Below are 12,735 nucleotides of genomic sequence, written 5' to 3'. Positions count from 1 at the left end.
CGTTTCCTGTGGGAGCGGGTTTACCCGCGAATGCGCCAGATCAGGCAATGATGTCGCTTAGTCGGACGCTTTCGCGGGTAAACCCGCTCCCACAGGGACCGCATAATGCCGCAGGTCAGTTACTGGACAAACGGTCCCCACGGGCAAAGCGCCAGGTGCGGATGATCTCCAGCCGGTCAAACTCGGCCAGGTCCCCGGTAAACGGCGCAAACGGCGCCGCCAGCCGCACGATGCGCTGCGCCGCCTGGTCAAGCACCGGTTGCCCGGACGACTCCAGCACCAGTACCTCGTACAGCGAGCCATCGCGGTTGATCGACACCATCATGCGCAGGTTGCCGTAGATCTGTTGCCGGCGCGCTTCATCGGGGTAGTTCAGGTTGCCCACCCGCTCGACCTTCTTGCGCCACTCCTCCTTGTACCAGGCACCCTTGTCGCGCATGGTCGAGGCGGCGTTGAGCCGATGGATGCGCGGGCGCTTGGCGTACATCTGCTGTTCGTTGGACAGTTCCGCCTCCAGGCTGGCGATCTGGCTGGACAACTGTGAGCTGTCGAAGTCCGGTGCCGGAGCTGCCGGCTTGGGCTGCGGTTTGCTTTCCCTGGGTTTGGGCTCGACCTTCTGCGGCTTGGGCGCCGTGGTCACTACCGCCGACTTCTGCGGGACAGGGGGCGGTACCACCTCGGGCTTCGCGGCGGGTGGCGGGGTGATCTTGTTGATCTTGCTGTCCTGGAACGGTGCCAGTTCGGTGGTCTTGGGCACCGCTTTCTTGTCCAGGGTGCCGCTGCCCTGCTGGTTGTCCTGGGCCTGGAAATCGGCCTTCTCCGGCGGTTTCTCGCTCTTGAAGGTGGCCAGGGTGATGTCCATGGTGTGGCGGATTTCGGCAGGCTTGACCACGCTGAAGCCGACGCCGAGGATCAGCGCCAGGTGCACGAGGGCAGCCAGGAACAGGGTAAAGCCGAGCCGGTCCACCGGGCGAACACGGGGGGGCAGCAGGTCGGCGGGGATGTCAGCGGGCAGCGTCATCGGGTTTCCAGCAACCGCAGGGCGGGGTAGCAGGCCAGGCCAAAAGGACCCGCATCATACCCCACTCTGGGTTGTTGCCGTGCGTCGGCGGTCAGCGCGCCTTCAGCTGGCGATCAATGGCATCCATCAATTGCCCGCCGATGTCGGTGTTGTAGGCGGCATCGATCTCGCGGATGCAGGTGGGGCTGGTGACGTTGATTTCGGTGAGGTAGTCGCCGATCACGTCCAGGCCTACGAACATCAGGCCCTTCTCGCGCAGGGTCGGGCCGACCTGGGCGGCGATCCAGCGGTCGCGGTCGGTCAGCGGGCGTGCTTCGCCACGGCCACCGGCGGCCAGGTTGCCACGGGTCTCGCCGCTGGCCGGGATACGCGCCAGGCAGTAGTCCACCGGCTCGCCGTCGATCATCAGGATGCGCTTGTCGCCGTCCTTGATCTCGGGCAGGTAGGCCTGCGCCATGATCTGCTGGCCGCCGTGCTGGGTCAGGGTCTCGAGGATCACCGACAGGTTAGGGTCGTCCTTGCGGTGACGGAACACCGAGGCGCCGCCCATGCCGTCCAGCGGCTTGAGGATTACGTCACCACGGCTGTCGGCGAACTCGCGCAGGATGTCGACACGGCGGCTGACCAGGGTAGGCGCCATGCACTGCGGGAACTGGGTGGCGAACAGTTTTTCGTTGCAGTCGCGCAGGCTCTGCGGGCGGTTGACCACCAGTACCCCCTCGCGCTCGGCCTGCTCCAGCAGGTAGGTGCTGTAGACGAACTCCATGTCGAAGGGCGGGTCCTTGCGCATCAGGATCACGTCCAGCTCGGCCAGCGCGCTATCCTGCTCCTCGCCCAGCTCGAACCAGCGGGCCGGGTCGGCGAACACTTTCAGCGGGCGCATCTGCGCACGGGCCTGGCCGGCGCCCAGGTACATATCGCGCTGTTCCATGTAGAACAGGCTCCAGCCGCGCGCCTGGGCGGCCAGCAGCATGGCCAGCGAGCTGTCCTTCTTGTAGGAGATGGACGCGATGGGGTCCATGACAATGCCGAGGCGAACGCTCATGGGGTGGTTCCTCTTGGCGGCACGTGGCCGCGATGGATCGAAAGAAAAGTGGCTCAGGGTGGCGCCGTGAACGCCGCCGGTCAAGGGGCGCCGCAGATGGAACGGCCACCCGGAGTGTGCTAAAAATGCCAGTCATAGCGCTATACAACAGGCCTTTGGGGCTGCGCAGCAGCTCCAGGAATTCGGCATAAGCAGCGACGGTAGCCCAAGTGATGGAACAACCCCTGAAGGTGATGGTGATCGACGACTCGCGCACGATCCGCCGCACCGCACAGATGTTGCTCGGTGAAGCGGGCTGCGAGGTGATCACCGCCAGTGATGGCTTCGATGCCCTGGCCAAGATCGTCGACCACCAGCCCAGCATCATCTTCGTCGATGTGTTGATGCCGCGCCTGGACGGCTACCAGACCTGCGCGGTGATCAAGCACAACAGTGCCTTCAAGGACACCCCGGTCATTCTGCTTTCGTCACGTGACGGCCTGTTCGACAAGGCCCGCGGCCGGGTGGTCGGCTCCGACCAGTTCCTGACCAAACCGTTCAGCAAGGAAGAACTGCTCGACGCGATCCGCGCCCACGTGCCCGGTTTTGCCGCAGCCCAACAACACGCACCCTGACCGCGCCCCGCCATGGCACGGTCTTTCTTTCCTGATGGGGAACCAGCATGGCCCGAGTTCTGATTGTCGACGACTCGCCGACAGAGATGTACCGATTGACCGAATGGCTGGAAAAGCACGGCTACCAGGTGCTCAAGGCCAACAACGGTGCCGATGGCGTGGCCTTGGCACGGCAGGACAAGCCCGACGCGGTGTTGATGGACATCGTGATGCCCGGCATGAACGGCTTCCAGGCAACCCGTCAGCTCAGCAAGGACCCGGAAACCAGCACCATCCCGGTGATCGTGGTCACCACCAAGGACCAGGAAACCGACCGTATCTGGGCCACGCGCCAGGGCGCTCGTGACTTCCTGACCAAGCCGGTGGAAGAGGACGCGCTGATCGCCAAGCTCAAAGAAGTGCTCGGGGCTTGACCACCCGCCCGCAGGGCGCGTCGCTGACCGCCTTCGAGTTGTTGCTGGACATCGACCGGCGCTGCCGCCTGCTGGTCGCCGACCAGCCGCCGCAGGACAACCGCCTGCAACAGTGGAGCGGCATCGGCTTCCGCATAGCCGGGCAATGGTTCGTCGCGCCCATGGGCGAGGTTGCCGAGGTGCTGCGCGAACCGCGCAGCAGCCGCGTCCCCGGCGTGCAGCCGTGGGTTTGCGGGGTAGCCAACCTGCGCGGCCGGCTGCTACCGGTGATGGACCTGAGCAGTTTCTTCGGCCTGGGCCACGCCGCCCCGGGCAAGCAGCGGCGGGTGCTGGTGCTGGACCACGAGGACCTGTTCGTCGGCCTGCTGGTGGACGAGGTGCTGGGCCTGCAGCACTTTGCCCTCGACAGCCTGCAACTGTCGCCGCCACAGCCCCTGATCCGCGCCGCTGCACCTTTCGTGCAGGGGCACTTCCCGCGTGAACGCAACTGGGCGATCTTCAGCCCCTTCGCCCTGGCCCAGGCGCCGGGCTTTCTCGATGTGGCGTTATAGGACCTGCGAACGTGAACAAGCCTGCCACCCCCGTCACCACCGTGACCCCACGTACCCGCAGCATCGCGCAGATCACCGTGCTGTTCCTGATCCTGATCCTGTCGATCATTCTGTTGTTCGCCAACTTTGCCTACCTGAACACCCAGTCCAACTACGACAAGCAGTACATCGGCCACGCCGGCGAACTGCGGGTGCTGTCGCAGCGCATCGCCAAGAACGCCACCGAAGCCGCCACCGGCAAGGCCCTGGCCTTCAAGCTGCTGTCGGACGCGCGCAACGATTTCGAACGGCGCTGGGGCTACTTGCGTGAAGGTGACAAGTCCACCGGCCTGCCACCTGCGCCGCCCATGGTGCGTGACGAGATGGAAGCGGTACGCCGCGACTGGGAAAACCTGCGCAAGAACACCGACACCATCCTGGCCAGCGAGCAGACCGTGCTGTCGCTGCACCAGGTGGCGGCGACCCTGGCCGAGACCGTGCCGCAGTTGCAGGTGGAATACGAGAAAGTGGTCGAAATCCTGCTGCAGAGTGGCGCCCCGGCCAGCCAGGTGGCGGTGGCCCAGCGCCAGTTGCTGCTGGCCGAACGCATTCTCGGCTCGGTCAACACCGTGCTGGCCGGTGACGATGCCGCGGCCCAGGCGGCGGATGCCTTCGGCCGCGATGCCGGGCGCTTCGGCCAGGTGCTCGAGGGCATGCTCAGTGGCAACGCGGCGATCCAGGTGACCCGTGTCGAGGACGCCGATGCCCGTGCGCGCCTGGCTGAAATTGCCGAGCTGTTCCAGTTCGTTGCCGGCTCGGTGGATGAAATCCTCGAAACCTCGCCGGAACTGTTCCGCGTGCGCGAGGCTGCGGGCAACATCTTCAGCCTGTCGCAAACCCTGCTCGACGAGGCCTCGCACCTGGCCAACGGTTTCGAGAACCTGGCTGGCGGGCGCACGCTCGACACCGTCGGCGGCTATGTCCTGGGCCTTCTGGCGCTGGCTTCGATCATCCTCATCGGCCTGGTCATGGTACGCACCACCAACCGCCAGCTGCGCGAGACGGCGGAAAAGAACGAACGCAACCAGCAGGCGATCATGCGCCTGCTCGACGAAATCGAAGAGCTGGCTGACGGCGACCTGACCGTGACCGTATCGGTGACCGAAGACTTCACCGGCGCGATTGCCGACTCGATCAACTATTCCGTGGACCAATTGCGCGACCTGGTCGCCACCATCAACCACAGTGCCGTGCAGGTCGCTGCCGCCGTGCAGGACACACAGAACACCGCACGCCAGCTGGCCAAGGCCTCGGAGCACCAGGCCGAGCAGATCAGCGAGGCTTCCGAGGCGGTTGGCGACATGGTCGAATCGATCGACCGGGTTTCGGCGCATGCCTACGAGTCGGCCAAGGTGGCCGAGCGCTCGGTGGCGATCGCCAACAAGGGCAACGAGGTGGTGCACAACACCATCAACGGCATGGACAACATTCGCGAACAGATCCAGGACACCGCCAAACGGATCAAGCGCCTCGGTGAGTCCTCCCAGGAAATCGGCGATATCGTCAGCCTGATCGACGACATTGCCGACCAGACCAACATCCTCGCCCTCAACGCGGCGATTCAGGCCTCGCTGGCCGGCGAGGCCGGCCGTGGGTTCGCCGTGGTCGCCGACGAAGTGCAGCGCCTGGCCGAACGCTCGTCGTCGGCCACCCGGCAGATCGAAGCGCTGGTGCGTACCATCCAGGCCGACACCAACGAGGCGGTGATATCCATGGAGCAGACCACCGCCGAGGTGGTGCGCGGTGCCCGCCTGGCCCAGGATGCCGGGGTGGCGCTGGCCGAGATCGAAGGCGTCTCGCAGAACCTCGCCGACCTTATCCACAGCATCTCCGATGCCGCCCAGCTGCAGACTTCGTCTGCCGGGCAGATCTCCCACACCATGGCGGTCATCCAGCAGATTACCGCGCAGACCTCCGCCGGCTCCGGCGCCACTGCCGACAGCATCCGCCACCTGGCACGCATGGCCAGCGAGATGCGCCGTTCGGTGTCCGGGTTCACCCTGCCACCACCAGCAGAGCCCAAGTGAAGAGCCCTACTGATGAGCTCTACTGAAAAGCCGCGCCGAGGAATGCCCATGGCTGTAGCAGCTGTAAGCCCCGAGCGCCACGACACCGTGGCGCTGGCCTGGACCAAAGCCGCCATCCTCGACTGCCTGGGCCAGGCGCGCCAGGCGCTGGAGCGCTTTGCCGGCGAGCCTGGCGACCTGTCGATGCTGGCATTCGTGGTCGACAACCTGCACCAGGTGCACGGTTGCCTGCGCATGCTCGAACTGCGCGGTGCCACGCGCCTGGCTGAAGAACTGGAGCTGTTCGCCAAGGCCCTGGCCGATGGGCAGGTCAGCCCCCGCGGTGATTGCCTGGGCGCGTTGTTCCGCGGCCTGGAGCAACTGCCGTCGTATCTGGAGCGCCTGCGCGGCGCCCGCCACGACCTGCCACTGGTGATGCTGCCGCTGCTCAACCAACTGCGTGCCTGCCGTGGCGAGGAGCCGTTGGCCCAGGCCAGCCTGATCAGCGGCGCCACCCAACGCTTTGCCGGTGCCGACGACCTGGCCAACCTCGACCTGTCGCTGGGCAACTGGCGCGACCAGCTGCAGGCAGGGCCGGGCCGCGATGCCCTGCGCTCGGTGGTGACCGCGCTGTGCGACGACCTGATGCGCATCAAGGAGCGCCTGGACCAGTTCGTGCGTGGCGACCGCCAGCACAGCGAGCAGCTCGATGCCCTGCTGGCACCGCTGCGCCACGTGGCCGACACCCTCGCGGTGCTTGGCTTCCAGCAGCCACGCCGGGTGATCATCGACCAGGTGCTGGCGCTGCAGGCCCTGGCCCAGGGCGAGCGGGCCGTGGACGACGCGGTGTTGATGGATGTAGCGGGGGCCCTGCTGTACGTGGAGGCCACGCTCAATGGCATGGTCGGCCCGCTGGAGGAAAACGGCCAGGGCGGCCTGCCGGGCTCGGACCTGGCCGAAATCCGCCAGCTGGTGTTGAACGAGTCGCTGAATGTGCTGCAGCAGGCCAAGGACCTGATCGGCGATTGCCTGGAATCCGGCTGGCCTCGGCAACGCCTGCAACCTTTGCCAGGGCTGTTGCAGCAGATTCGTGGTGCACTGGCGATGTTGATGCTGCCGACCGTGGCCGAGCTGTTTGCCGGTTGCGCCAGCTATGTGCAGCGGTGGCTGCAGCACCTGGAGGTGGAGCCGCCAGCCGATGAGCTGACGCACTTGGCCGAGGCCCTGAGCGCCGCCGAATGCTACCTGCAATGGCGGGTGGCGGACCCATTGGCGGATGGCCAGCCCTTCATCGACATGGCGCGCGCCAGTTTGGCGACACTGGGTGTGCACTGCGAGATGGTCGAGGCCACCGCAGGCCATGATGGCAGCGCTGATGGCATCGATGACGAGCTGCGTGAAGTGTTTCTCGACGAGGCCGGTGAACTGCTGCCGGAAATCGAGCGCCACTGGTTGCGCTGGCGTGCCGACAACCAGCAGCGCGAGGCACTGGGAGAAGTACGCCGCGCCTTGCATACGCTCAAGGGCAGTGGCCGCATGGTGCATGCCGAGGCGGTGGCCGAGCTGGCCTGGGGCGCAGAACACCTGCTGAACCGGGTACTCGAGGGCCGCAGCGTGCTCAGCCCGGAAGGCGTGGTGGCCCTGCAGCAGGTATTCGTCTACCTGCCCGACCTACTGGCCGACTTCGCCGCAGGCCAGTTGCCGCAATTGACGGAAATCGAGCAACTGGCCGGGCACCTGCATGCCCTGGCCGAAAACGATGCCCCGGTGGCGGCCGACATCGACGGCCTCGATCCGCAACTGCTCGACATTTTCCGCAGCGAGGCGCAGGGCCACCTGGCCAGCCTGGATACTTTCCTGCAGGGCGCCGACGGCCACGAAACGCAGGTCAGCGATGGCCTGCAGCGCGCCCTGCACACGCTCAAGGGCAGTGCCGCCATGGCCGGGGTGATGCCGGTCGCCGAACTGGCCACCGCCTTCGACCGCCTGGCACGTGAATACAAGGGCCACCAACTGCCCCTGCAAATGGCCGAGATCGAATGGCTGGAAGCTGCGCGCTCGCTGTTCCACCTGGGCCTGGCGCAACTCGACAGCACGCCGTTGGCAGCCATCCCCGGCGCCGCGGAACTGATCGAGCAGGTCGGCCAGGCGGTGGACGCGCACCTGGCCAGCTTGCATGACGACCCGCAGCATGCGCGGCGCAGCAAGCGCGACCCGCAGTTGATCGCCAGTTTCCTGGCCCAGGCCATGGATATCCTGCTGGATGCCGAGTCGTTGCTGTCGCGCTGGCAGGAACAGCCCGGCCAGCGCGATGCGCTGGACACCCTGCTCGACGAACTGACTACCCTGGGCCACGCTGCGCATCTGGCCGACCTGTGGCAGATGGATGACGTGTGCGAGGCCTTGCTCGACTTGTACGGCGCCGTGGAGGAGGGCAGCCTGCCCGCCGATGCACGGTTCTTCGCCCACGTGCAGCGGGCCCATGAAGCACTGCTGGACATGCTCGACGAAGTGGCGGCCGGGCAGGACATCCCGCCAAGGCCAGAGCTGGTCGACAGCCTGCGCCACCTGCTTGGCCAGGCCCTGGCACCGGAGGCCACTGGCCTGGTGGGCATCGACACGGTCACGCCGTTGCATCCGGACATGGACCTGGCCGATACCCTTGACCTCGGGCCTGCGCACAACCCTTTGCTGCCAGCTGTGGCCGAGCCGCTGGTCGAAGAGCCGGAAAGCCCAGGCGAAGAGCTGCTGGAAGTCTTCCTCGAAGAAAGCTCGGACATCGTCGAGAGTGCCGCCGCTGCCCTGGCGCGCTGGCAGGCCGACCCGCGCAGCAGTGTCGAGGTGGACAACCTGATGCGCGACCTGCACACCCTGAAGGGTGTGGCGCGCATGGTCGAAATTGCGCCGATCGGCGACCTGGCCCACGAGCTGGAGTTTCTCTACGAACTGCTGGCCGCAGGCCGTATGCCACCGAGCGCGCCACTGTTCGCCTTGCTGCAGAACTGCCATGACCGCCTGGCGCATATGCTCGATGCCGTGCGCCTGGGGCAACCGCTGCATGCTGCCACCGCGCTGATCGACTACATCCGCAACTTCAGCTTCTCGGCCCTGGCCGACAGCGCTGCCGGCCAAGGGCCGGTCGAGGCCGCGACCAGTGAGGCGCCGGCGGTGGCTCCGGAGCGGGCACCAGGCGACATGGTCAAGGTCGATGCCGAGCTGCTCGACGACCTGGGCAACCTGGCCGGTGAGCACTCGATCATCCGCGGGCGCATCGAGCAGCAGGTGAACGATGCGCAGTTCACCCTCAACGAGATGGAAACCACCCTCGAGCGCATGCGCGACCAGTTGCTGCGCCTGGATATCGAGACCCAAGGGCGGATGTCCAGCCGGCAGCAGTTCGAAGGCGATGCCTATGACGACTTCGACCCGCTGGAAATGGACCGCCACTCGCAACTGCAGCAGCTGTCGCGGGCCTTGTTCGAGTCCGCCTCGGACTTGCTTGACCTCAAGGAAACCCTGGCACAGCGCGCCCAGGAAGCCCACAGCCTGCTGCAGCAGCAAGCGCGGGTTAACAGCCAGTTGCAGGAAGGCCTGACCGCTACCCTGATGGTACCCTTCGAGCGTCTGGTGCCGCGCTTGCAGCGTGTGGTACGGCAGGTGGCCAGCGAGCTGGGCAAGCAGGTTGAGCTGGTGGTCGGCAATGCCGAGGGTGAGCTCGACCGCAGCGTGCTCGAACGTATGGTGGCGCCGCTGGAGCACATGCTGCGCAACGCCGTCGACCATGGCCTGGAAAGCCGCGAAATACGCCTGGCCGCGGGCAAGCCGGAGCAGGGCACCATTCACCTGAATCTGCTGCACGAAGGCGCGGATATCGTTATCGAAATGACCGATGACGGTGCCGGCGTGCCACTGGAAGCGGTCCGCCGCAAGGCCATCAAGCGCGGCCTGTTGGACCCGCAGGCGCAATTGAGCGATCACGAGATCCTTCAATTCATTTTGCGCCCGGGCTTTTCCACTGCCGAGAAGATCACCCAGATTTCCGGGCGTGGCCTGGGCATGGACGTGGTGCACGAAGAGGTCAAGCAACTGGGTGGCTCGATGAGTATCGAGTCGGCCCAAGGCAAGGGGGCGCGCTTCCTGATCCGCCTGCCGTTCACCGTGTCGGTCAACCGTGCGCTGATGGTGCACCTGGGCGAAGAGCAGTACGCCATTCCGCTGAACACCATCGAGGGCATCGTCCGCGTGCCGCCGGCCGAACTGGCGGCGTGCTACCAACTGGACGCCCCGCGTTATGTGTACGCCGGCCACGAATACGAGCTGCGCTACCTGGGTGAGCTGCTGCAGGGCATGCCGCGCCCGGCATTGCTCGGGCAGAGCGTGCCGCTGCCGGTGCTGCTGGTGCATTCCCAGGAGCAGTCGTTCGCCATCCAGGCCGACAGCCTGTCGCCCAGCCGCGAGATCGTGGTGAAGAGCCTGGGGCCACAGTTTGCCGCGGTTGCCGGGTTGTCGGGGGCGACGCTGCTGGGCGATGGTCGGGTGGTACTGATTCTCGACCTGCTGGGCCAGTTGCGTGGCCAGCAGCGGCGCCTGGCGCGCCTGCCGGGTGGCGGTGCGGCTCGGCGCCAGGTGTTCGGCCCTGCGCCACGGCGGGCGTTGCTGGTAATGGTGGTGGACGATTCGGTGACTGTGCGCAAGGTCACCAGCCGCCTGTTGGAGCGCCACGGCATGAGTGTGCTGACGGCCAAGGACGGGGTCGATGCAATGGCCCTGCTGGAAGAACACCGCCCCGATGTGTTGCTGCTGGACATCGAGATGCCGCGCATGGACGGCTTCGAGGTGGCCACACGTATCCGCCGTGACGAGCGTCTGAAAGACTTGCCGATCATAATGATTACTTCGCGCACCGGGCAGAAGCACCGCGACCGCGCCATGGCCATCGGCGTCAACGAATACCTGGGCAAGCCGTATCAGGAGTCGGTCCTGTTGCAGAGCATTGCCCACTGGAGCCAGACCCATGCTTGAACTGATCGCCGGCCAACGCAGCAGCCTGACCGGGCTTTTGCTGCCGTTGGGTGACCGTACCCTGGTGTTGCCCAACGTGGCGGTGGCCGAGTTGAGTGGCCAGCGCAATGTGGTGTGCCAACGCGGCGAGCCGGCCTGGCACCTGGGCTGGATCGACTGGCGCCAGCAGCGCCTGCCGCTGATCGGCTTCGAAGCCGCGTGCGGTGGCGAGACACCCTGCGGCGAGCGGGCACGCGTGGTGGTGCTCAATGCCTTGGGTGATACCGGTCTGCGCTACCTGGCGTTGTTGCTGCAGGACATACCGCGCTCATGCAAGCTGGACAGCCAGCTGAACTACGTGGACGTGGCGTTGGGTCGCCTGGAACTGGCGGCGGTGCAGGTGGGCGAACAGGTAGCGCGGGTGCCGGACCTGGCCGGGCTGGAACGGCTGGTGCGTGACGCGCAATTGCAACCTGAGCTTGGGTAGGATGTAAGACACAGGGCCTCTTCGCGGGTAAACCCGCTCCCACAGGTAGTGCGCCACCCTCTGGTATCGTGGGATCCCTGTGGGAGCGGGTTTACCCGCGAAGAGGCCGGAACAGAAGGACGCAGGAACCCAGCCCACCTCAGGAGGTCTGTGTTTGCATGTACTACGGTGAACGCTTCAACGCCTGGACCCACCTGGTCGGTGCCGTCCTGGCCTGTATCGGTGCCATCTGGCTGATCGTGGTCGCGGGCCTGCAGGGCGACCCGTGGAAGATCGTCAGTTTCTCCATCTACGGCAGCACCTTGCTGTTGCTGTACAGCATTTCTACCCTGTACCACAGCACTCGCGGGCGGGCGAAGGTGATCATGCGCAAGCTCGATCACCTGTCGATCTACCTGCTGATCGCCGGCAGCTACACGCCGTTCTGCCTGGTCAGCCTGCGCGGGCCCTGGGGCTGGAGCCTGTTCGGGGTGGTCTGGGGGCTGGCGGTGATCGGCATGCTGCAGGAGATCAAGCCGCGATCCGAGGCGCGCATCCTGTCGATCATCATCTATGCGGTGATGGGCTGGATCGTGCTGGTGGCGGTCAAGCCATTGCTGCACTCGCTCGGCAGCGCAGGCTTTGCCTGGCTGGCCGCCGGCGGGGTGTTCTACACCGTCGGCATCATCTTCTTCGCCTTCGACAGCCGCTTCCGCCACTGGCATGGCATCTGGCACCTGTTCGTGATCGCCGGCAGCCTCATGCACTTCGTGGCGGTGTCGTTCTACGTGCGCTAGTTAAAAGTCGCCCCACAGTTGCTGTGCCACCGACAGTGCCACCACCGGTGCGGTTTCGGTGCGCAGCACGCGTGGGCCGAGGCGTGCGGCGTGGAAACCGGCAGCCTTGGCCTGGTCGACCTCCGCTTCGCTCAGGCCGCCTTCGGGGCCGATCAGGAAGGCCAGGGTGGCCGGCTTGGCATGGCTGGTGAGCGGTTCGGCCACCGGGTGCAGGACCAGTTTCAAGTCGGCCTTGGCACTGTTCAGCCATTCAACCAGGGTCACTGGCGGGTGGATGACCGGCAAGGTCGAGCGGCCGCATTGTTCGCAGGCGCTGATCGCCACCTGGCGCCAGTGGGCCAGGCGCTTGTCGGCGCGCTCGTCCTTCAGCCGCACTTCGCAGCGTTCGCTGACGATCGGGGTGATTTCGTTGGCGCCCAGTTCGGTGGCTTTCTGGATTGCCCAGTCCATGCGCTCGCCACGGGACAGGCCTTGGCCGAGATGCACGTGCAGTGGTGAATCGGCCTGGCCGGCGAGGGCCTGGTCGAGGCTGACGCGCACGGTTTTCTTGCCCACTTCGAGCAACTGGCCGCGGTATTCCTGGCCACTGCCGTCGAACAGCTGCACGGCGTCGCCGGGGGCCATGCGCAGAACGCGGCCGATATAGTGGGCCTGGGCTTCGGGCAGGTCATGCTCGCCAAGGCTCAGGGGGGCGTCGATGAAAAAGCGGGACAGTCTCATGGTTGAGCTCAAGCTAAAGGGAGAATGTGGTCCCTGTGGGAGCGGGTTCACCCGCGAATGCG

The 12,735-nt window shown here is 65.9% G+C and carries 10 protein-coding genes; 7 read left to right on the top strand and 3 right to left on the bottom strand.

The genetic code is table 11. From position 1 onward, the window contains the following. Positions 1-115 precede the first annotated feature (115 nt). Both WM94_RS03375 and gshB read right to left on the bottom strand, forming a co-directional pair. Positions 116-1,021, bottom strand: coding sequence for an energy transducer TonB (locus WM94_RS03375; RefSeq protein WP_013974528.1), 906 nt, complete (start codon positions 1,019-1,021; stop codon positions 116-118). A 91-nt stretch (positions 1,022-1,112) separates the two neighbouring features. Further along, positions 1,113-2,066, bottom strand: a complete 954-nt coding sequence (gene gshB, locus WM94_RS03370) for a glutathione synthase (RefSeq protein WP_039612489.1) — start codon at positions 2,064-2,066, stop codon at positions 1,113-1,115. A gap of 212 nt (positions 2,067-2,278) precedes the next feature. Between gshB and WM94_RS03365 the strand changes: the two genes are divergently transcribed. The 7 genes from WM94_RS03365 (at position 2,279) to WM94_RS03335 (ending at position 11,953) form a co-directional block, all read left to right on the top strand. Further along, complete coding sequence (locus WM94_RS03365; protein WP_003257770.1) at positions 2,279-2,680, top strand: PleD family two-component system response regulator; 402 nt, start codon at positions 2,279-2,281, stop codon at positions 2,678-2,680. Positions 2,681-2,727: 47 nt separating this feature from the next. Beyond that, the gene (gene pilH, locus WM94_RS03360) at positions 2,728-3,093 is read left to right on the top strand and encodes a twitching motility response regulator PilH (RefSeq protein ID WP_003257768.1); all 366 of its coding nucleotides are present in this window, start codon (positions 2,728-2,730) and stop codon (positions 3,091-3,093) included. Next, a complete protein-coding gene (locus tag WM94_RS03355) occupies positions 3,090-3,644 on the top strand; it encodes a chemotaxis protein CheW (RefSeq protein ID WP_003257767.1) in 555 nt (184 codons plus the stop codon). Before pilH ends, WM94_RS03355 begins: the two co-directional genes overlap by 4 nt. Positions 3,645-3,655: 11 nt before the next feature. Further along, positions 3,656-5,710, top strand: a complete 2,055-nt coding sequence (locus WM94_RS03350) for a methyl-accepting chemotaxis protein (protein ID WP_013974525.1) — start codon at positions 3,656-3,658, stop codon at positions 5,708-5,710. Between the two features lie 48 nt (positions 5,711-5,758). Beyond that, positions 5,759-10,711: an Hpt domain-containing protein gene (locus tag WM94_RS03345; RefSeq protein WP_061550441.1), complete on the top strand. Its 4,953-nt coding sequence runs from the start codon at positions 5,759-5,761 to the stop codon at positions 10,709-10,711. Continuing rightward, positions 10,704-11,177 (top strand): chemotaxis protein CheW, encoded by a 474-nt coding sequence (locus tag WM94_RS03340; RefSeq protein WP_013974523.1) that lies wholly within the window; start codon positions 10,704-10,706, stop codon positions 11,175-11,177. Before WM94_RS03345 ends, WM94_RS03340 begins: the two co-directional genes overlap by 8 nt. A 158-nt stretch (positions 11,178-11,335) precedes the next feature. Continuing rightward, a complete protein-coding gene (locus WM94_RS03335; protein ID WP_013974522.1) occupies positions 11,336-11,953 on the top strand; it encodes a hemolysin III family protein in 618 nt (205 codons plus the stop codon). Here WM94_RS03335 and WM94_RS03330 read toward each other — a convergent pair whose 3' ends face one another. Beyond that, complete coding sequence (locus tag WM94_RS03330) at positions 11,954-12,673, bottom strand: 16S rRNA (uracil(1498)-N(3))-methyltransferase (RefSeq protein WP_061550440.1); 720 nt, start codon at positions 12,671-12,673, stop codon at positions 11,954-11,956. Between the last annotated feature and the right edge of the window lie 62 nt (positions 12,674-12,735).

It is taken from the genome of Pseudomonas sp. ABFPK, from assembly GCF_001586765.1.
Classification (GTDB): domain Bacteria; phylum Pseudomonadota; class Gammaproteobacteria; order Pseudomonadales; family Pseudomonadaceae; genus Aquipseudomonas; species Aquipseudomonas asiatica.
This window is presented reverse-complemented; position numbering and strand designations above follow the sequence as displayed.